A 23259-nucleotide genomic window follows, 5' to 3' on the forward strand; every position below is an offset into this window, starting at 1 on the left:
TTGACTAGAAATTACTTGATCATTATTTGTGATTATTTCCGGTTCTAATGCAATATTTTCATAAGTAATAATATAAGGTTTACTGATATCTCCTATTACTTTATGATCAGTTTTTCAGAATATGTTTGTCCTGATACATTCGTTAAAACAACCACGTAAGTGCCTTTGTTTAAATGATTTACAGGCATTTTATAACGTTCTGTAAACGATGTAGAAAACACAGCTTTTCCAAGTGCAGAACAAATAGTTATGTGCTGTTTACCTACTAATTGATTTCCCTCAAAAATTACATAATCTGATGTTGGATTTGGATACATTTTAAACAATGCTTTTGTGATAGGTTGTGTGCTTAAAATCGCTTCTTTCTTTACTGTAATTGTTGTCGAAGCTATAAAATTACCTTCTTCTGTAGTTGCCGTTATTTTCACTACGCCTTCCGTTAAACCTTCTACAAGTCCTTCCTGATTTACAGTTGCAATTGCTGAGTTATCAGATGCCCATTTTACAGTAGTATTTGTTGCGTTTAAAGGCACTACGGTTGCCACCACTTTAAACGATTCTCCAATACCCATTTCAGTAATATCATTTTCAATAATAATACCCGTAACACTTAGATCTTCTTGTTTACTATTATAGTTATTATCTGCTCCAATATTTGAAATTAAGTTGGTAATATCCACTTCGTTTCCGTAAATATCTGTAGCTGTATTTAGCGTTATATTTTTAAAAATTCCTTTCCCCGCCATTGGAAATATTGGCTCTGGAAACTTTTTACCAGCATCTATTGCGGCACTAGTTTCTTTTAATTGGTAACCTTCAATTCCACTTGTTCCTTCATTTACAAATTCTGGATCTTCATCAATTATTTTATTGTTATCCAAATTGGTAAAATCCGAAGAGATATCTCCGTAAAAAAGGTTGTTATCTACTATTAATTCACTTCCTTCTTCAATATCAATTTCAACACCATCTGCACCAATTGCAGCACCATTCATCACTTTAAAAATATTGTTGTAGATATAAGTGTTTTTTGCCCAAATTAAGATGTCGGGTGTATTGCCCTCCTTATTAATATACACCGTGTTATTATAGATAAAACTACTATCCGAACGAATAGGATCTTTGTCTGTTCCAACATAGCCCGCAATCCAAAGTGAATATCCATGAAAATCTCTGAAACCATCGTTCACACTCACATTATAGCGGAACGTACTGTTTAAACAATCGCCTAGAATTTCGACAAAACCACCTTCTGTATCTTCACTATAATTGTATTGGAAAATGGCATTTTTACAATAAAAGTCAATATGTCCGGCTGCTCCATAGGTATCGCCAAAACCTCTTGCTCTTAATTGTTTATTGTATTGCACTAAAATATTTCGTGAATCCCAAATCCAACAACCTTCTCCTCTACCATAATATCTATCTGTTGATGATTTGTGATTGCCCCAACCTAAATCTATAAAATCGTTTTTCTCTACAATTGCATTACAAATTGAAGCCAATACGACACCATCTCCACCTAATTTTTCGAAATGATTATTTCGTACTACAAAATTAAGGTTTCTCTCTTCCTCATCTACAGGGTTATTGTAAGACGGTAAATTAGATAAATGGCGAATACTAATAGCTGTTGAGCCAAGATTATAAAAATAGCAATCCTCAATAAGTACATTATCTATACCTACTTCTTTTATTGGTGTAACTGTAATATCGTCTTTATCAGCATCAAAAAATATGCCTTTGGCAGTATAATAATCTAAGGTAAATTTCCCTTCCCAATCTATCATATCAATAGCAAAAACATCTGTAATTTTTAGGTTTCTAAAAGTAAGTCCTGTGAGTACACCACCCCACTTATTTGCAATTACTTTTATCCCAAATGCAGAGTTTGTATTCCAAGTTATGTTCCCTTTGTTTTTCCTGTCATTTTTTATCCAAAGCCCATCCATAGTAATATAACTTGTGTTGGTTAATTTTACTGCTTCGATAAAATCTCCTGTAGGAATATTTCCAGCACCTGATAAAATTGGTAATTCTGATGCTGTTCCGTAATTACTTATTTCAATAGGGTTTTCTTCTGTTCCAGAACATAAAATTACCAACTGACCTTCAAAAGTATCTCCTCTTCTAAATAATAGTTTATCACCTGCCTTTAGAATACCTCCTTTGTTAGAAAGTTTAGCTATTTCGGATGCTTTAGTTAGTGTTTTCCAAGGAGTGTCAATACTCCCATCGTTACTATCATCACCTTGGTTACTAAAATAGTAAGAGGTTGATGTAGTTTGAGTATGCATTGCTTTGCTAGTATTTTTTGCCACTATTATGTTGGAAAATAATAAGAAAAGCACTGCTAAGTAAACGTAATATTTGTTCATAAGTGTAGTCAGATTTTAATAATAAGAAGTCTAAAAAATGATTTTTTATAATCAATTAATCACTAATCAATTTCATTAAAAATGACTAGATCAATGGATGGTAAATCTTCAGATTTTTAACACAAAACAAAAAAATACCCCTTTCATATCTATGAAAAGGGTATTCCACTCTATTTATCTAACGATTATATCTTCTGCGCATTAATGTCGCTTTTAAGTCTTTGATTCCATCCTCTACCATCAAGAGGTAAAACATTATTATCCGTAGCCCAGTTATCCCATTGCTTCTTTAATTTTTCTGCAATTTCTGGGTGCTCATCAATTAAATTATGTTCTTCTGCTCTATCTTTTGATAAATTATAAAGCTTCCATTTTCCTTTATAAGGAGGCTTATTCGCCTTTAAGGCAACTAATTTCCAATTCCCATCAATAATTGCTCTATCTGCCTGATGCTCAAAATACATTGGACCTCTAGCTGCAGTTGTGCCTTCTAATGCACTTACAAAGCTTTTTCCTTGATAAGGTTTAATATAATTTCCTTCAACATTTTTAGGGTACTCTGCTCCTGCCAGTTCCATAAATGTGGGCATTAAATCTAGTACATGGCCTTGTTGATCTGTAATACCTGCCTGTTTTATTTTTTCTGGCCAATGTACAATCAATGGTGTGCTAATTCCTCCTTCATGGTTAGAACTTTTGTATAACCTGAAAGGAGTATTACTCATGTTTGCCCAATTTTTTCTGTAGCTCTGGTTAAATGTTTTTCCACCAATATCTGTCATTTTATCAAAAGGGATATCTTTACCCTGAGGTTCTGCATTTCCTCCATTATCAGATAAGAACATAATAATTGTATTATCTAGCTCTCCTTTCTCCTCTAAGTAATTGACAATCTGACCAATTCCTTGATCCATTCTATCAATTTGTGCGGCATAGACTTCCATGTACACCTCCCATTTTGCTTTCTCCTCATCAGATAACGAATCCCATGCAGGAATATCTTTTGGACGATCGCTTAAAGCCCAAGCATCTGCAAGGCCACTTTCTTTCATTACATCATAACGTTGCTTACGGAAATGATCCCATCCTTTACTAAATTTTCCTTTGTACTTTTTTATATCTTCTTTTAAAGCATGTAACGGTCTATGCGGTGCATAATGTGCTACATAAAAGAAATATGGTTGGTCTTTTTTAGTAGCGTAATGATTATCTAGAATATCTATAGTTGATGTATTGATTGCTTCAGTAAGATAAAAATTGTCTGAAGGAGCAATAATTTCGTTTCCTTTTGTTAGTGTATTTGGATCATAATATCCGCCACCACCAGCAAGAATACCATAGTAATCATCAAATCCTCTTTGCAATGGCCAATTTGAATTATCTGCATTGGCTGTCATATTATTATCGTAAGTAACATGCCACTTTCCTGTGATATAATTGGCATATCCAGCACTTTTTAGAACCTGTGCAATTGTTACACTATTTTTACTGATGGCACCTCTATAACCTGGTCTCCCAAAATCTGAAGCAGTCATCCAACCAAGGTCGGCATTATGTGCATACAAACCTGTTAGTAAAGTTGCTCTTGTAGGGCAACATCTTCCGGCATTATAAAAGTTATTAAACACCATTCCGTTATTTGCTAATCGGTCTATGTTCGGTGTGTTAATACCCGACCCCATAAAACCAAGATCAGAAAAACCCATATCGTCTGCCATAATCAAAATGATATTCGGCTGACTAATTTTCTCGTTTTTAGTCGTCTCATTTTTTGATGTTTTACAAGAGACTAAAAATGCTAATAGGCTAAAAAGTAATAATCGTTTCATAAAAAATCTATGTTGCTGTTTAATACAAGTACAATATTAGCAATTGTATAAAAATACATAGAGGATAAATTCGTCGATTAGTAGCACGAAACTGACAAATTGGTCAGAATGGGGGGATTTATGGAGAAGTAAGTCTTTTAAAAGTTCTTTTTCTTGAAAACAAAAAACACATAAAACGACTGCAATGCAATGTATATATAACTCAATGCTAGTAAATATTTATTCTCGAATATCTGAAATAAATCAAGAAATATAATTACTATACAGACAATACTAAGTAGTATAATAGGTACTATTATAAGTGGTTTCATAAGTTTGCTCTTTTAATTTACAAGTTGACTTTTTTAAAAATAGATAATTTTTTACTTGATATCTAATAAACTCCCAGAGATTCTAAGCAAAGTAATTTGGGATTGAATTAAACTTAGCTGTGAATTAAATAAATTTAATGAAGAATTAAGGTAACTATTTTGAACTTGTCTAAATTCAAATGTTGTTATCGTTCCTTGCTCTAATTGTTCTTTACTTAACAATAAATTTTTATCTGCTGAAGCTAAACTTTTTTTACTTAACTCTACTTTCTTTATCTCATTATGATAAGCTAAAAATGCTTTTGTAAATTCATTTTTCAGATAAATTTCTATTTTTTTCCTTTCTGTAAAAGCTTTTTCTCTTTGTAAAATAGCAGATTGAATTTGTCTATTATTTTTCCCTCCATTATATATTGGCAAGGATAATGTAACTCCTATATTTGGCCCAAACCCTAAACCTCTATTCGTTTCTTGTTTAAAACCACCTTCTAACTGAGGCATATCAGCTGTATACCAATTTGTGTTTCCTGAATATCCAAAATCGGCTGCTAACAAAGGTGCTTTTAAATTCTTCTTTTGTCTAATAGTATTTTCCTGAATATATTCAACAATCTTTTGCCTGTTTAAAGACGTATTATTTTTTAAAGCAGTAGAATATAATTGTTCAAAATTAAAGTTTTTTGGGGTTATATTCAATGAGTCTAACAAATCATACTGTATATCAATATTTTCAACACCCATAAAATAGTTTAAATCTCTTTGTGAATTTTCCCAAATTAATAATTGATCTATATAGTTTGTAGAATCAGTATAAAAGGTTGTTTCATCTCTTGCTAATTCAAAGCTACTTCCAGAGCCTACTTTATTTTGTAAACGTGAATTTTCTAATTTATCCTTAGATAGAGATAAAATACGATTTAAAACTTTTAGTTTCTGTTTCTCATATTGAACTATATAGTATGCTTGAATAACAAGTTCAATTTGTTCTTCCATCTGATATGTTAATTGCCAACTTGCCTGTTTCTCTAACATATTCAGTTGTTCTTTCTTAAAAGAAACATTAAAGCCGTTAAATAATACCCATTGTAAATTTAAACCTGCATTTAATGTGTTATTACTACTTTTTCCTTCTAAAGCAAAAGGAGATGCTGGATCTGTATATTGAAACTGTGCAGAATTACCGATTTGCAATTGAGCTTGAGGGTACCTCCCTGCATTACCCCAAGTATTTAATTGAGATGCATCCTCAACATTCAAACGTTCAATGTTTATATCAAAATTACTTTTTAAAGCTTTTTGAACCGCATCATTTAAAGAAAGATTTTGAGCTTGTAATTTTAAGATTGAAAGAATTATAAAAATAGTAGTACTAAAATATTTCATTATATTATATTAAAATATGACCATCTGCTAAGTGAATTATTTTATCAGCATACCCCGCTACTGTTTTATCATGTGTGATCATTAAAATAGTTTTACCATTAGCATTAATTCCCTTGAAAAGATTCATAATTTCGTGAGATGTTTTAGAATCCAAAGCACCTGTTGGTTCATCTGCAAAAATAATTGGAGGATTTGTAACTAAAGCTCTAGCAATTGCCACTCTCTGTTTTTGACCTCCTGATAATTCATTTGGTAATGAATCTGCTTTTTCTAATAGACCTACTTTTTGTAAAACATCTTTTGCTTTTAGCGTTCTTTCCTTGCTTTTTACTTTTTGATAAAATAATGCTAATTCGATATTTTTAAGAACTGTTTTATTGGGTAATAAATGAAATGATTGAAACACAAACCCCATTAATTCATTTCTCAGTTTTGCTTTTTCTGTTTCGTTTAAATTCATACATTCCAAACCATTTAATGATAAATAGCCTGAGTCTAAGTTATCTAATAAGCCAATGATATTTAAAAGAGTTGATTTTCCAGAACCAGAAGAACCCATAATAGCAACAAATTCAGATCGACCTACTTTAAGTGAAATGTTTTTTAACACTTCATTCTTATTATCATTAGTTTGATAAGACTTATAAACACCATCTAGAATAATCATAATTTTAATAATGACGTTTCAGTTAATCCATTCTTTATTTCTATTTCTGTTCCATTAGATACTCCTATTTCAACATATCTTTTTTCTTTTTCACCTTCTTTGTTTAAGTATACAAAAGTTTGATCTTTTTCATCGAAGAATAACATTTCTTCCTTAATTGCTAAAACCGAATCAGTTTCTTCAATTAAGATATTGGCAATAGCAGAATAGCCAGATCTAATGACAAGTTTTTGATTTTGTTCATATTGGATTAAAGCTTCGAATTCAAATTTAGAAATACCATTTATTAATTTACCTTTTGGTGATATATAAGTTAAAATGGCATCAAATACTTGGTTTCCAGTAGCACCTATAAAAATTGGAAAATGCATTCCTTCTTTTAGATATTGAATATCATTTTCTGAAATTAACCCTTTAAATAGCATTTTATTCATATCTGCTACAGTAGCTATAGTACTTCCTTCATTGAACGTATTTGTTTCAATTACATAACTTCCCTCCTTAAATGGAATATCTAACACTACTCCTGAAATTGTAGAATACACATGGTTTGAAACTTGCTTTTCACCATCAATATGTCCCTTCTTAATTAATTGTATTTTCCTTTTAATTGAATAAAGCTCTTGTCTATATTTTTTTTCCTCATTTTCAATTTTTTGAAAAGTACTTTCTGATATAGCTCCAGCTTGAAATAACTTCTTATTTCTTTCTAAATCTGCTTTGGCTAGATTATAATTATCTTTGACAAGTTTCATTCTATTTTCTGCATCTTCCAATGATAGTGGATCTATAATAACTTTTAGAGTTGCCACTAAATCTCCTACCTTTACATGATGACCAGGACGTATATATATTTTTTCTATTACACCCGAAATTTGTGGTTTAAGATGTATTTCTTTCATCGGTTCAATATATCCAGAAAGTTTTCTTTCATGTTTAATAATTGCATAATAAGGATGAATGCCTTTATTTTTCAACCTATCTTCTTTCTGATTTTTTTTAAATGCAAAAGCAGATAATACCCCAATAAATACAATTAAAAAAATTATTGCTTTACTTTTCATACTAATTAATTTTCTTCATCTAATGCATTCACTACTGTTAAATCCATAGCCTTTTTTGCAGGAATAAACCCGGCAAAAACACCTGAAATAAGTAACAATATAAAAGCTAAAAATATAATTAATGGGTTCACTTCTAACCCTTCTATAATCTTACTTTCAGTAGAATGAAAAATGAAATAATTTAAAATTTCAATTATAATAACCCCTAACAATATCCCAATTACACCAGAAAAAAGTGTAAGTAAAGTGGATTCTGTCACAATCATTATCAACAATTCTCTTGGTGATGCTCCCAATGCTTTTCGTATTCCTAATTCCTTTGTACGTTCTTTGATAGCTAATACCATCATATTACAAATACTTATCATTCCACTTAATAGTAATGATATTCCTACTCCCCATAAAAAAAAGTTAAGGTATTTAAAAAGGTCATCAAAAGATTTTTTTTGTTCTTTAGCTTCTAGTAAGAAGAGAGCATTGGTATCTTTTTCATCAAACCTTAAAGTCTTAGAAAAATGAGATTTTAATTCTTTATCAACAAAATCACTTTCAACAGCACTTGATAATGAAATACCAAATGAAAAAAATGCTTCTTTTTTTTCAAAAATACTTTGAAAAGTTTCTAAAGGAATAAAGATATTTCTTGTTTCATTTTGAGAAAATAAATTATCATTATCCAATTCACCTATAATTACAAAAGGAACATTGTCTATATAGATTTCTTTTCCTATTCCTTTTTCATTTTTGAATAACGATTCTTGAGAATACCCTCCAACAATGCAAACATTTCGTTTTTGTGTTTCATCTAACGGATTGAAAAACCTACCTCTTTTTAATGGTAGGTTTTTAAGATCAAAGAAATCATTGTTTACACCTTTCAAATTACATTGTATATGCTTATTGAGATATGATATTTTTGTAAATCCGTTTTTATTTACTTCTAAAGCAAGTTGTTCTATTTCATTGTATTTTAATTGGAGTGATGTTAAATATGCATCTGTAAAAGTGATATTTTTACCTTCCGGTTCTCCATTATAAGCCATAGAAGTTTGTCCGCCATATACCCAAACAGAATTCTTAGAATAACCTGAAAAGAGTTTTTGTATACCTTTATACAACCCTTCTCCACCGCCTAAAAGTAATATTAATATCAACAACCCCCAGGATACACCTAAGCCAGTTGTTACATTACGTACTTTATGTGAAGAAAGGTTTTCTAAAGGTTCTTGTAAGAATGATATAAACATTTTAAAACTAGAGAGTTAATCTAATGAATAGCAAGCATGTCCTTCTTTAACAACAGACAATGAATTAATAACCATTGGGATAGTCATCTCTTGCCCTTGAGCTTGAAGGATTGTAACTCCTTTCATTTCTTGATTAATTGTTGCAGAGGTAATCCATCCTATTTTTTTATCCAAATTAAAGGTAGATGTCATTGTTCCGCCTCCTTCAAAACGAGAGGGCATACCATTCACTACGGTAAATTCTTTATTTTCAGGGTTAGTACTAATTTTTGAAGTACCTTTTATAATTACACTCTCTTTTGATAATTTCTCTAATACAAAAGATCTAGAAATGTCAGCAGACATAGCACCCACTAGCTTAGAATTGATTTCCCATTTTTCGTTTCTTTTCACTGGTTTGGAAGGATAAATTGAAAAAATCTTCTCATAATTAGATTTCAATTGTTCCTTGCCATAGGATTGTTTCAATTGACTAATGACCTGATTTCTTTGCATTTCTGGAATATCTTGAGTCTCTTTAGTGACCCCTTCCCAAAAGTCATCCATATTGTCAATACCGATAACTTCTCCTCTATTACTGATAGTCATTATAAAAGATTGATGGGTCAATGCTTTAAGAATTTTAGAAAATGGATCTTCTCCTCCTTCCGATGTAAAAGTCTGGAGTTGTGGCCCCATTTCTAACCCTACTTCAAGAGAGGTGAATTTAATCTCAAATATATAATTATTCCCTTCAACCTCTTTAAGGAAAAAAGTGTTTTGACTTTCATTATCCATATTAATAGACATTGGTTGACCATTGACAGTCTGCTCTATTGATACAGAATTTGACGTATTTTGATCATATGTTTCTCCTTGTTGAAGATTTAGTTTTATACTTGTTTGTGCCATTAATGAAAATGGGAAGACAAGAAATAATAAGATTAAAAATTTATTTGTCATGTTATTTTCTCAATAATTTAGTGAATCTTTTAAAGCCCTAAACCTAATTTATTAAACATCCCTAAAATAATAATATAGGCAACTAAGGTTATCTTATATAAAAGGCTAGCCCGCTTAATAAAATTAGACAAAACTGATTTAGATAAATCTAAAACTATTACATTCTTAGTCTTCGAATGCAAAAAATATATCAATAAATATGCAATTACAATCGGAATTAGTAAAAAATAATTAATGCTGTAAGTATATAATATTGATAAAGCCACGTAAGGAGTGACTCCAATAATTCGACTTCTGGTCTCATCAAAATAATTACTTAAAAAAAATATTAAACAAAAACATAGAGTGATAACACCACAATAAATGATACCATGAAACCAAATACTAGTAAAACTCCTATTTATAAAGCCAAAATAGGTTAGCAATACCGCTGAAAGCGGCATTGCAAACAAGTTTATAAAATAGTTTTTATACATAATTCCCAATGATTCCAGCAATTCCACAACCAGCTCCTGCCATACCAAATGAAATACCTCCTGATAAAGCTGCTGCTCCTACAACTCCTGTTACAAGATTAGTTAAAGAAACAATTACTAGAACTCCTCCAACTACACTCATTATATCTCCAGCAACACCGCATCCAACACCACCTTCAATAATTACCATTTCATTTAAATTAAGATTTTCCATTATTTATAAAAGTTTATTTTCAAGTGTCTAACTTATTAAAAGCTTACTTACGCTTACTATTTTTACAAATACAACTTATTAACCATATAACTATTTTTTTAAACTAAAATCCACTAAACAATAGTTTTTAATTCTTAGAAAGTAATTTATATTTTCCTTTTTTATACATAGTTTTTGATATGGTTAAGATTAATCCTCCAATTAAAACTATAATAACAACTAACAAATATAGAGGAGTTGTTTTTGTTAAATAATAGATTGAAAATGTGCTTATTATTAAAAAAAGAGAAGCAACTTTGGAAGTTGTACCATTTAACTGAAATACTCTTTTGATAGATAATGGCATTGTAATACTCCAAAAAAAACTACTAGAATATGCTAGTATTAAAGAGAATAAATAAAAGCTACTTATTTTAACCAAGTTAATTTTGAAAAATAAAATTGCTAATAAAGTTAATGATAAATCTATAAATAATGGGAAAATAAGAAGTCTAGAACCAATTTGAATAATATGATTAAATTGACCATTTGATAAGTACGATCTAAACAATAGGTCTTTAAAAAACATTAAAAAGTTATTATGGAGATAATTAAATATAAAAATAGGTGAAAGTATAACCCACAATAACGCTTCACTATCGCCAAAATATTTCCCTGTTTTTCTATACAAAACAATATTGATAGTGATTAGTAAACTTTTCATAAAAAACGCAACTAATATAGTATTTAATCTTGTTTTATTTTTTATTAAAATTGTAATAAAAAATGGAAAATGATAATTATTATTTTGGACAATAAGAGAATAATTTTCTGCTATAGATTCCTTGTAATAACCATCTAGAAATGAAAGTATTATTAAACACCAATAAAAATTATCTTTCAAAAAGAAGATAAGAAATACTATAATTACTGTTATTAGGTAACTTAATAAGTTATTTTTAAAATCAATTAAATACTGAATATTTCGAAATATGAATATTACATTCATTATTAGAATTAAGCTTTTTAAGATATATTCATTTTCTGCACCTAAAAGCCAGATACACATATAAAAAAGAGTTATTATGAGGATTAGAGGCGTGAAAAAATAGACAACTAAAGAATATAAATATTTCACAAAAATAGATATTGGATAATAAGAAGGGAATTCTTTTTTTAATGATGAATAGTTTGGAAAAACTTTAAAAAAAACAAAAAAAACTACTATTAATGTGTTAACAAAAATATTGAATTCATTTAAACTAATAAATTCAGTATTTCCATTAATTATTAATTTTGTTAAAAGGCTATACAAACCTCCGTATATTATAGTCGTAAATATTGCTATTATGGTAATTAATACTATGCCCACATCTTTTAATTGATGAGTCAATAACTTCAATCTTATACTAATCAATGTCTTAATCATAACCAATCCAAGTTTAATTGAGTTTCTTCTACATCAATATTTAACCATTTTAATAATTCATCATAGAGTGATTGATTTGTGATAAATTGTCTATATTCTCCTGAAAATGTAATTTTACTATCAATTAATATTCCTATATCTGTACTTATTTTTTCAATATAATTGATATTGTGAGAAGAGATAAATATGCAACGTTCATTATTGATATATTTCTTTAAAAATAAGCACAGATTATTGGCTGAAACTAAATCTAACCCCGTAAAAGGTTCATCTAGTATCAATAAATCAGGTGTATGAATGACAGCTGCACAAAAAGCTATTTTCTTTTTCATACCAGTGGAATAAGTTAAGATTGGTTGATTTAATGATGACTTGTTTTTGTCTTCAAAAAATAAGTCTAACAAATCTTGTATTCTCTTATCAATAACTTCTTTAGGTACTTTATAAATCTGAGCTATATATTTTAGAAATGTGTAGGCATCTACTTCTTCTATTAAATTTAATTGATCTTGAAGTACACCTATATTTCTTTTCTCTATAGTTGTTAATTTCGTAACAGGTTTACCATTAATAGTAATAAGACCTTCATCTATTGTAATTAAATCCAATATCGCATTTAATAAAGTTGACTTTCCTTCACCATTTTTGCCTATCAAAGTATATATAGACCCAGGATTTATATGAATATCTAATATATCTAGTACCTTATGTGAATTATATACTTTCTTTAAATTCTTTATTTTTATCATAAAAACAATTAATTATTATAAAAAATTATAAACCCTACTTATTTAAAGTAGGGTTTAATTTCCTATTAACTATATGCACAGTAAACTGAAGCTATTCCCATACCAATAGCAGTTGGACCTGCTATTAATGCTCCTACAGGACCAGCAAAAGCTGCTACACCCGCAACAAGCCCGGCTGTTGCAATTACCTTATTAGTTGTTGAAGAACAACCACCTTCAATAATTACCATTTCATTTAAATTAAGGTTTTCCATTATTTATAAAAGTTTGTTTTCAAGTGTCTACTCTTTTCAAGCTTTTCGACTTCCGCTTATTATTTGTGCACAATAATATCTTATACCAATGCTAAAGTCTGCATTTTATTATTTTCTATTTTATATGTCTTATCAACATAGTGAAGTAATTCATCATGGTGAGAAACTAGGATAGTGATTCTATTTTTAGCTTCCTTTTTTAGAATCTCTAAAACTTCTTTCTCAATAGAAGAGTCCATTGCAGATGTAAATTCATCAAGTAATAACACTTTTGGTTTTTTAAATAAAGCTCTTGCTAATGCTACTAATTGCTTCTGTCCACCAGATAAGTTTATCCCATTTTCACCAACAATAGTTAAATAATCTTGAGGGAGTTTCATGATTAGTTGATGTAACCCAATTTTTTGACAAAAGTTTACTGCTGCTTCATAATTCTCAGGTTCAGAACTTAGTGTAATATTTTCAATAACAGTACCTGGAAATAACATTATATTTTGGTCTACTACGCCAATATATTGCCTCCAATTCTTATTAGAAATTAAATCTAAAGAAGTTTCATTTACCACAATTTCACCACTTGATATTGTTTGAAATTTTTGAAGTATATTAAATAAAGTACTTTTTCCTGAACCACTATCTCCTGTCACAGCAATCATTTCTCCTTTCTTTACTTTGAAATTCAGCTTTGACAACAATTCTTTTTTACCTGGATATCTAAAACTAACCTCTTTGAAATCAATTTCATCAATTTCATCTATTTTTAAATTTGAATTTTGTTTTTCCTCTTCAACCTTTACAAATTCATACATTCTATCAAACGCTACCTTTGCTTCATTCCATTCTATATTTGATAAAGAAACTCTGATAACAGAAGGTGTAATATTCATAGCTACTGTAAGAATTGCCATCATTTCTCCAGTTGTCAAACCTTCTTTAAATACTATAGTAGCCCCCAAACCAAGTAGTGCGACAGAAAATACAGTATTCCAACTTTCCATAAAACTTCCTATTTTTAACTGAAGTTTAGAAAAATCAAAAATTCTAGATTGATACTCGTCGTATATTTGTTTTGTCTGAGCTGTAAAAAATGCCTCTTTTTGGTTCACTTTTACCGTTTTTATTCCTTGAACAGTACTAATATATTGACTTTCCGTATGAGCATACAATTCCATGACTTCTTGCTGTGCATCCATTACCTTTTTATTATATTTAAAAGCAACAAAAACATATACCGGAATAAATACTACAACAGTTAATCCTATCCAAATATTAAAAAAGCATAGATAAACTAAGGATATAAATACAAGTAAGACGTCAATTACCACACTTGTCATAAAATACGTAACGACTTGTTGTAAACGCTGCGAATCATTTAATCTTGCTACCATTTCTCCTGTTTTTCTTTGTTGAAAAAAGGAGAATGGCAAATACATTAATTTACTAAAAAAAGAGTGAATTACTTTTGAGTTAAATTTCTTTGAATGTTTTGATAATAGAACACCTCTAACATATGTAAACAAAACCCTTACTGAAAGTAATATGAATAACAGCCCTATTGATAATATTAATTTTGTTAGATCATTAGAAGGGAGTATATAATCAATTAATCTTTGTGAAAAGATACTCATTGACAGTCCTAATACTGCGATGATTACTCCTAAAAAACCACCTGAAATTAAATAATTCTTGTCTTCATCAATAATATCTAAAAACCATTTCTTCCTATTCTCCTTCTTATTTTTATTTAGTTGAAATTTATCTGTCTTTTCAAGCACTAAAATTGTTTTAGATATCCAAACTTCACTTAATTCTTCTTCTGTATAAACTTTAATACCACGAGCTGGGTCACCTATAATGAAACTATTATTTTCAGAATTATAACCATAAAAAACAATATAATGTTGTAGCTGTTGGTTTAGAATAACATGTAAAATAGCAGGACTTTTATGTTCTTTTAAACTTTCAATCTTTGCCTTACACCCATTGGCATTAAAGCCTAATTTATTTGCCGCCTCATAAAGACCTAGTAAGGATGTTCCCGTTACTGTCGTTCCACTTAAGGCTCTTAGTTCTTCTAAAGGTATAGAAACTCCATCATAATAATTTATTATACTAAGTAAACAGGCTATTCCACAGTCAGATTCGCCTTGTTGCGTTACCTGATACTTTTCAAACAATTTATATTTTTCCTTCATTATCTTCAAAACTTTTTGTAATCATCGTGAATTTTGACAACCCTTTAATATTTTTTTTGAGCTTCCCTTCTTTATTGTATAAAAATGAATTAGGTACTGAACTAGACCCAAAAATTTGAAAAAACATATTTTCTCTTGCCCTTAAAAATTTAAAATTAAGATGATCCAATTCACTTTTTTCAATAAACTCCAGAACTACTTCAACAGGTTCTTCAGAGACCAACACAACTTGAATCTTTTCTTTTTCTAATATTTGTTGATTCTTTTGAAATAAGAATATCTCATCAATACAGAAATGACATGTAGAATTAAAAAATGTAATCATCACTTTTTTATTGACATACATTTCAGAAGTAATTACTTCTGTTGTATCTAGATATGATTGAAAAGAAAAGTCAGGTAACTTTTTAATAGTATTTTCTACTTCTCCTTTTTGTTTTAATGTTTTGATTATGCTATAAGTCAAGAAGGAAATAATCCCTAAAAAAGAAACAATTATTATAAGTTTTCTATTTTTCATATTAACTATATTGGATCGATAAAAAAGAAATAAAAATAGCCCAAGTTAAAAGTCCACTGCCGTAACCATATAATACAATTTTATAAGCATTTTGATCTTCTTCTACCAAGAATTTTTTCGTGAAAAATGTCAAGGAAATAATAAAAAACAACTCAAACAGATTAACCAAATTTAGAGGGTAATTTACCCATTGCATCAGTTCTTCATGATCCAAATAATACCATAATGTCCATGGTGTAAATGAAACCATATCGGTAATAGTTGTAACATTTGTAATCGTTGAAAACCAAAACAATTGAAAAAAACTGGGAATTAGAAAGATATATTCAGCAATTATCACCACTCCCATAGTTTTACTAAAGGAGAGTGAAATATCAAATAAAACTGCTCCAATTATTAAGGCTAAAGTGATCAGTATAACTTTAATACCCAATATTATTGGTACTAATACATATGCAAACCACCAATACTCTAAATTCCATTCCAATAGTCCGTCAATTTGTTCAATTGTCAATTGTTCTCCATAAGTGGAATACCAAACATCTTCTGTGAAAAGAAACTCACTAGATATAAATTGAATGAGCCAAGACAGAAAAACGAGTAGTATAAAGAAAGTAAGTTTGTTCGATTTTAAGATTGAATTTATCATTGTTTTATTAATTCAATTTGATGGTATTAGCTTAGAAATTAATTCATTTCCAGAAGTATATTGATTACTTGTACTAATATTCTTATTAAGATTTTTTAAACTATAAGAGAACGATTTATCACTTAGTAAGTGATTTATTTTATTTATTATTTTTTTAACGCTATCAGAATATGTCCCTCTCATTCCTAACCCATGGTAAACAACTCTCGATGCATTTCCAATTTGATCTAATTCTTTACTTCCAGGATAGATAAGCATTGGTGTGTTGGTTAAAATACATTCATTTATAGAATTCACACCGCCATGACCTATCATAAGATCGATTCCCTTTTCTAATAAGTCTACCTGTGGTACACGTCTAAAGAAATAAATTGATTCGTTATCTATCATTTCCCTTAATTTTAATCTTTGATTTTCATCTTCAACACAAACTAAGAAAGTTACTTCCTTTATTTTTTTAAAAGCTTGAGTGAGTTTCTCTAAAAACTGCTCATGCCCATAATACCTCCATGCCATCGTACCAAAAGAACAAAAGACAAGTTTATTATTTGTTTTACAATGCATTTCTATCACATTATCAAACATATAATCATAAATGAGATTTTTTCTTTTCATTAATTGATTTGGAGCAACATAGAAGTGATTTTCTTTCTTTTGATGTGGAAAATCAAATTCAAAAAAGGTAGTATTAATCTCTGGTACAGTATGAAATCCAAGAAATTTATAGCGTTTCTTATCTAAAATATTTTCATCTAAAGAACTTCTATCTATATATTCCTTAATTGATTTCTCAAAAGAAGTCATTAATAAATTCATTCTTTTCTGTCTTATATTATGTAAGATCCAGCTACAACTAACCTTTACATTCGACCATTTATTATTAATTTTTGGAACTATAGAAGAAGATAAAGGTGGTTTATTCTTTGCTCTAATAGTAGAAACTGTAGTCTCCACTAAAGCTACTGGCATATTTTTTTCCAATAATGGTAATATATTGGCTTTATAAACCGAATCTACTAAATAAAGATCTGGGTTTAAATCTTCATTTATTTTTTCAAAAAAATCTTTACTTAATATTTCATTACCAACCTTTTTCATTGATTCACGCTCAATAGACAAAGTAGATAACAACTTGCGATAATATCTATATTTATTTTTTTCAGCTTTTCGATTCACTGGTTTTTCTATTATATCTTCCTTTTGATCTATTTCATAAAATTCAAAATCATTTTCAATAATTAAATTTTTAATATGTTTAGTCCCTACATAAATCAATTTATGCCCCATCTTTTGTAATTCTTCAGCGAATTTGAATGTTGCATTAAGGTGACTCTCTTGAGGGAAAATTCTTAGTATAATAGTTAACATAATTAGTTTACTTTTTCAATAAATCCATTTTTAAGGAGTTCTTGGATTCTATTTTCAAGATGTTCTTTTTCCATCTTTTGAAAAGAATTATTAGATTGTAACATCACTTCTAATAAATGATGGTAGTCAATTGCATTATTGCGTACTTCATTGAGAAGAAATGAATCTATTGATGATATTTCTTTTTTTAGAATACTGCCCTTTGGGTGAGGGAAAAGTATATAATTTTTATTATCAATTTTATCAAAAAAAGTAAATAAATTATCTTTTCTTTTTATCTTCTCGTTACTCTTAAGCTTAAAATTTTGTTGACTATTTTTTTTATAATTTGCCATTACATAAAGCCAATTTTCTTCCTTTGACCTTAATCTAAACTTTATTTTCTCCTCTATTAAACTAGCCTGTAAAAATTGATTTTCAATAAATTCTTGTTTAAAGAAAACATCAAATAAATCATAGAACAACTCTAATTTTGGTTTATTAATCTTAAAATTTATCGATAATTTATTTAATTGACACTTCAAAATCTCAGCCCAAACATCAATATCTAGAAATTCTTTTTGCTCTTTCCTTTCACCTGTAAAAGGTGTGAGTACCGAGGATATATTTCTTTCTTTTAACTTTAAGATTAAATATCCCTTACCTACTATACCTTTGAAAAAAGATAAATCAGAAATATGTTCATTTAGATAATGACTTGATGCTGTATCCGATTTTGATATTGTGTCTATTATCAAATCTAGATTATAATCAACACTTAGTTCTCCTAAAGCATATAACGAAATTATAACTCCCCCTATTTTATTTAATTCAATTTGTGAATGTGTGTGTGTTTGTTGTAGATAATTTTCTACTAAAGTATTAAGCGAATCAATTACTAATTTATATTCATTACTGTCTTTACTCCTAGAAATCAAAAAGCCAACATCTCCTAAATCCCAAAAAGGAGAATTAATTCCTTTTTTAAAAGAAAATTCATTTGTAGAATTAAAAATTTTTTCTGTTTTATATATATCACCGAAGTAATAATCACAATTCAACGTATTGACCCAACTTCCTTTTTCTGTTGAAAAATAAGTATTTTCAAATAAAATAGCTTCAGTAATTATTTTTTTATAAAGTTTATCTTCAATCACAAATTGCTTCTGAACTTCTAATAAAGTAAATATAATACCTGAATTTCCTTTTAAAAAACCCATTACGGGAGCAAAAGAATTCATATCTTCATCCCAAAAAACACCTCCTTTAGAAAACCTTGCTTTTCCAATTATTACATTTAAGCATTCTATTATTTCATTTTTAAGATATTCTAAAGAACTAACTTGATATAGATGTAATAAGGATAATAAATACCCAGCTAATCCTTCTTCTAAATTTACTTTAATACAGTCAAATTTATTCGTTTTCTTTTCTGTCAATTTATTAGCTTTATCAAGATATTGTTGCTCTGAAAAGAGTTTATAAACTTCTAATAAAACAAATATCAATCCTCCTATACCATCATAAAAGCCTATTTTACAGTTTTTGTTTTCATAATGAAGAATACATTCTTGTAATCCTTTATCAATTAATTCTCTTACTTCTTTTTTATCAATTGAATGTTTGTAATATGTAATCAAAAATAGGATAATCCCTAAATTACCGTTTAAGATTCCAAAGAGAGATTTTCTATCAAAAATGTTTTTAGCATAAGATCTTTCAATAGTTTCCCAATGAATAGATTGATTCTTTTTATTTATTCTAGATTCAAAAAGAATAATTCTGAATAGTTGTTCTGTGAAAATCTGCATATTTATAGTTCTTAGTCTTTATAGTTCTTAGTCTTGTGCCACACAATTTAAAATAAAATTAACATAATCTACAAATCGCAACAAACCATTAATAATCACTTAAAAAAAGATGATTAAATAGATAAAAACATCTTGTATTTAATGTTATACAATTGGAACAAATCATTTAAAAAAAAAAAATTTAATATTTTAACAATCTACTTAACATATATAAACAATTATTTAAAATATTATGTATTACTAATACTATCCAATTTCGCTTAATAAATCTGTATATACGGATAAAAGTAGGTTTAAAGACAATGTTTTTTCATAAAAAAACACCCAACAACCCACAAATTTCTTTATGGCTTGTTGGGTGATTTTATCACTATAAATTGAGAATTATCTCACTAATAATTTAGTTGATGTATTGTTTCCAAACTCATCTGAAATTACAACAACATACAAACCAGCTGTTAAGACATTCACACCTACGTTTGTTTGTGATGTAAATGATTTACTCAACTCCATCTGTCCCATCAAATTATAAATCTGAACTGTTGACACCCCTACTGATTGAGTAGAAATTGTAACTTGATCAGTTGCTGGGTTAGGATATACACTTACTGTAAATGTATCTTCCGTTTCTGAAATTGCAGCTACTCTTGCTCCACTTCCTGTCACTTCCGTAAGTGTAATATCATCTAAATAAGCATTCCCTGAAGAATTTTTAGATCTCCAAAATCCAAATTTTGTATTTTCTACATCATCAGTTGTAAACGTGAATGTATGTTTAGTTCTTACTGTAGATACGATAGATTTTGAAGCATAAGCGTTTCCTGCATCTGCGTTAGATAAAGAGAAGCTTGCATGCACAGAATTGTCTTCTACATAAGCATAAAAACTGATTTCATACGTTGTTAATGCTTTAGTTTTAAATACCTGATTTGCACCTGCATTTCCATTTATAGACATTGCAGCAGACCCATTATCTTGTGTTGTAGTAATATTACCACCCCCCCAAGTAATCCAACCAATTGTTGATTTTTCAAAATCACCATTTACAACATAAGCAGTTTCTTCTAATTTAATTTCATCTATAAAAGCATTACCTACACCGTTTCCTGGTCTCCAGAAGAATACCTTTACAGAATCTGTACTTGCACTTGTTGTAAACATAAACTGATGTAAAGTATATTCCGTATCATAAATTTGAACGTTACCTATACCATTGTCTTTCTCATTGTTTACACCAAATACAACTCTATCATTTTCTGGATCTACCACTTTTACGAAACCAGATAGCGTATAAGTAGTATTTGGCTTCACTTTTACCCATTGTCTTATTGATGATGGGCCTGTAAGTTTAGCAGCAAGGCTACCGTGGTGCGAAGAACTTCCTGTATTAGCATCTGCCCATTTTCCCCAGTTTGTTAAACCATTTTCGAAATCACCATTTAATACTTCTGTAATAACATCTGTACCAACCGCAACTGTTACACTAGCAGTAAGTCCTTTATCTTCTGTTGTAACTTGAATAGAAGTAGTACCTTCTGCTACTGCTGTTACTAAACCATTGGCATCTACTGTTGCTACTGCTGTGTTTGCACTAAACCACGTTACATTTTTATTCGATGCATTATTTGGTAGAATTACAGCTTGTAATTGCTGTGTTGCTCCTTCTAATAATTGCACTGTATTTTGCGGAGAAGTTGATACACTTTCTACTCTAATTACAGATGGATCAATTTCGCTATTGTAATTGTTATCTGCTCCAACATTTGGAAGATAAGTAGTAAGATCAACTGCATTGCCGTAGATATCATGAGAAGCAACTACAGTAATATCTTTAAAGATACCCTGCCCTGCCATTGGGAATGTAGGTTCTGGGAATGTTTTACCAGCATCTACAACAACACTTCCTTCATAAATTTGATACCCTTCAATATTTTTTGCTCCTGCATTTACAAAACTTGGATTACCACTTAAAGCTGAGTTATCTAAATTCGTAAAAGCTGAATTGATGTTCCCTCTAAAAAGGTTATTGTCTACAATTAACTCACCATTATTCTGAATATCAATTTCTACTTTTTCTCCCATAACACCACTACCTGTTTGTACAAAAATGTTGTTATAGATATAAGTATCCTCACTAAATAAAGAGAAGTCTGGTGCGTTATTAGCATCTAAATAAACAGTGTTATTGTACACATAAACATCATCAGAAGGTACAGGTGTGTTATCTGTTCCTACATACCCTGAAGTCCAAATAGTACTACCATGATTTGTTCTAAAACCATCGTTTACACTCACATTATAACGGTAAGCAACGTTATGGTTATCTCCTAAAACTTCTACAAAACCACCTTCGCTATCTTCACTATAGTTGTATTGATAAATAATATTTCTATTACCAAAATCAATATGCATTCCATAAGAATCACCAGAACCTCTGACACTATAAGAACGGTTGTACTGACCAATTACATTTATACATTTAAATACCCACATACCACTGCCTCTACCTGCTAAACGAGGTTCAGAAGCCATACTATGACCTGAGCGATCAAAATCGTTATTATCAACTAATGCATTGTACATTTTAGATAAAATTACTCCTGATCCACCCGTTTTAGTAAATGTATTATTACGAATAATAAAATCCATATTTCTATTGATAGTATCATTTCCTACTACATCAGAACCTTTATGGATTGCCCATACACCTGCTTTTCCTAGGTGAGTAAAATAGCAATCTTCTACTAATACATTTTTGATAGACACTTCTAAATCTGGTTCATTGGCATCAGATTCAAAACGAAGACCTGTTACGCTTAAATCATTAAATTCTTCAGGTACACCTACACCAAAAATATCAGAAAATTTTAAATCTCTAAACTCTAAGTTAGACGATACACCACCCCACTTATTAGCCGTTACACGAATACCATAGCTATTTGATTCGCCATATGTAAATCGATCATTGTTTTGTCTGTCATTCTTAATCCAAAGTTTAGAAACAACTATATGAGATACATTCAATAGCTTAATTGCTTCGAAATAATCGCCTCCTGCAATTGCTCCAGAACCAGAAATAATTGGCAATTCTCCAACACCATAACTACTAATATGAATAGGTAGTGCTGCTGTACCCGAACATTTTACCATGAAGTTACCCTCAAAAGTATCACCTGCTCTAAAAAGTAATTGAGAACCTGGAGATAAAAGACCTCCACTAGTTTCTTTTTGTGCAACTTCAGATGCTTTTTCAATTGTTTTCCACGGAGAAGCAAGGCTACCATCATTGGCGTCATCGTCTCCATCTGCACTAAAATAAAAGATATTGTAATGCTCTGTTACTGTAAATTTATCAATCGATAAATCAGAATCATTTGTAGTAATAGAAATTGTATTTGTTCCTGCGGCTAAACTCACATCTATAAGACTCACTGTTGCATAATCTTCGTAAGCAAAGTTAGACGGTTGGATTGTTTCTTGAGAGGCCGCTCCTCCATTAACTATTACATTTACACTTTGTGTTATACCACCATTAAAAGCATATACATGTAACTTATATAAACCTGCTTCTACAACATCTGATATTGTAAAATTAATAGTCCCTTCGTTACCAACAGTACTTTTAATCTTGACATAAGAACCGCCAGATGCAAATTCTTTCTCAAGAGTGTTAGTGTCTCCAGTTATCGTCTCATTTTCTGCTTCGATAACCTCTCCATTAAACGTAGCACCAAAAAGGGCATTCGTAAAGAATAGTAGGAGTGTAATAATTTTCAAGTAATTTTTTTTCATAGCATTTCTTCTTTTTACAGTTT

Annotated in this window: 17 protein-coding genes; all 17 read right to left on the bottom strand. The window is 29.6% G+C overall.

Features of this window, described 5'->3' with window-relative positions:
- Positions 1-95: 95 nt before the first annotated feature.
- The 17 genes from EI427_RS21215 to EI427_RS21295 all read right to left on the bottom strand — a co-directional run bounded on the left by EI427_RS21215 (position 96) and on the right by EI427_RS21295 (position 23236).
- A complete protein-coding gene (locus EI427_RS21215) occupies positions 96-2378 on the bottom strand; it encodes an Ig-like domain-containing protein (RefSeq protein ID WP_126618762.1) in 2283 nt (760 codons plus the stop codon).
- Positions 2379-2563: 185 nt separating this feature from the next.
- Positions 2564-4207, bottom strand: a complete 1644-nt coding sequence (locus EI427_RS21220; protein WP_126618765.1) for an arylsulfatase — start codon at positions 4205-4207, stop codon at positions 2564-2566.
- 362 nt (positions 4208-4569) lie between these two features.
- Complete coding sequence (locus tag EI427_RS21225) at positions 4570-5901, bottom strand: TolC family protein (protein WP_126618767.1); 1332 nt, start codon at positions 5899-5901, stop codon at positions 4570-4572.
- A gap of 4 nt (positions 5902-5905) precedes the next feature.
- The gene (locus EI427_RS21230; RefSeq protein WP_126618769.1) at positions 5906-6568 is read right to left on the bottom strand and encodes an ABC transporter ATP-binding protein; all 663 of its coding nucleotides are present in this window, start codon (positions 6566-6568) and stop codon (positions 5906-5908) included.
- Positions 6565-7632: an efflux RND transporter periplasmic adaptor subunit gene (locus EI427_RS21235; RefSeq protein ID WP_126618771.1), complete on the bottom strand. Its 1068-nt coding sequence runs from the start codon at positions 7630-7632 to the stop codon at positions 6565-6567. Before EI427_RS21235 ends, EI427_RS21230 begins: the two co-directional genes overlap by 4 nt.
- A gap of 5 nt (positions 7633-7637) precedes the next feature.
- On the bottom strand, positions 7638-8879 hold the full coding sequence (locus EI427_RS21240; protein WP_126618773.1) for an ABC transporter permease: 1242 nt from the start codon (positions 8877-8879) through the stop codon (positions 7638-7640).
- A 15-nt stretch (positions 8880-8894) separates the two neighbouring features.
- The gene (locus EI427_RS21245) at positions 8895-9821 is read right to left on the bottom strand and encodes a DUF6263 family protein (RefSeq protein WP_126618775.1); all 927 of its coding nucleotides are present in this window, start codon (positions 9819-9821) and stop codon (positions 8895-8897) included.
- 468 nt (positions 9822-10289) lie between these two features.
- On the bottom strand, positions 10290-10511 hold the full coding sequence (locus tag EI427_RS21250; RefSeq protein ID WP_126618778.1) for a hypothetical protein: 222 nt from the start codon (positions 10509-10511) through the stop codon (positions 10290-10292).
- A 127-nt stretch (positions 10512-10638) separates the two neighbouring features.
- The gene (locus EI427_RS21255; protein WP_126618780.1) at positions 10639-11214 is read right to left on the bottom strand and encodes a hypothetical protein; all 576 of its coding nucleotides are present in this window, start codon (positions 11212-11214) and stop codon (positions 10639-10641) included.
- Positions 11215-11915: 701 nt separating this feature from the next.
- Entirely contained in the window at positions 11916-12668 is a 753-nt protein-coding gene (locus EI427_RS21260) for an ABC transporter ATP-binding protein (protein WP_126618782.1), read from the bottom strand.
- Positions 12669-12733: 65 nt separating this feature from the next.
- A complete protein-coding gene (locus tag EI427_RS21265) occupies positions 12734-12922 on the bottom strand; it encodes a hypothetical protein (RefSeq protein ID WP_126618785.1) in 189 nt (62 codons plus the stop codon).
- Positions 12923-13002: 80 nt separating this feature from the next.
- On the bottom strand, positions 13003-15117 hold the full coding sequence (locus EI427_RS21270; protein ID WP_126618787.1) for a peptidase domain-containing ABC transporter: 2115 nt from the start codon (positions 15115-15117) through the stop codon (positions 13003-13005).
- On the bottom strand, positions 15101-15637 hold the full coding sequence (locus tag EI427_RS21275) for a peroxiredoxin family protein (protein ID WP_126618789.1): 537 nt from the start codon (positions 15635-15637) through the stop codon (positions 15101-15103). Before EI427_RS21275 ends, EI427_RS21270 begins: the two co-directional genes overlap by 17 nt.
- Position 15638: 1 nt before the next feature.
- The gene (locus EI427_RS21280) at positions 15639-16286 is read right to left on the bottom strand and encodes a hypothetical protein (protein WP_126618792.1); all 648 of its coding nucleotides are present in this window, start codon (positions 16284-16286) and stop codon (positions 15639-15641) included.
- 12 nt (positions 16287-16298) lie between these two features.
- Positions 16299-17654 carry a glycosyltransferase gene (locus tag EI427_RS21285; protein ID WP_126618794.1) on the bottom strand — a complete coding sequence of 452 codons (1356 nt, stop codon included), beginning with the start codon at positions 17652-17654 and terminating at the stop codon, positions 16299-16301.
- Positions 17655-17656: 2 nt separating this feature from the next.
- Positions 17657-19444 (bottom strand): lanthionine synthetase LanC family protein, encoded by a 1788-nt coding sequence (locus tag EI427_RS21290; RefSeq protein ID WP_126618796.1) that lies wholly within the window; start codon positions 19442-19444, stop codon positions 17657-17659.
- A 384-nt stretch (positions 19445-19828) separates the two neighbouring features.
- The gene (locus tag EI427_RS21295; RefSeq protein WP_126618799.1) at positions 19829-23236 is read right to left on the bottom strand and encodes an Ig-like domain-containing protein; all 3408 of its coding nucleotides are present in this window, start codon (positions 23234-23236) and stop codon (positions 19829-19831) included.
- Positions 23237-23259: the final 23 nt, after the last annotated feature.

Origin of the sequence: Flammeovirga pectinis, from assembly GCF_003970675.1 — a bacterium.
Classification (GTDB): domain Bacteria; phylum Bacteroidota; class Bacteroidia; order Cytophagales; family Flammeovirgaceae; genus Flammeovirga; species Flammeovirga pectinis.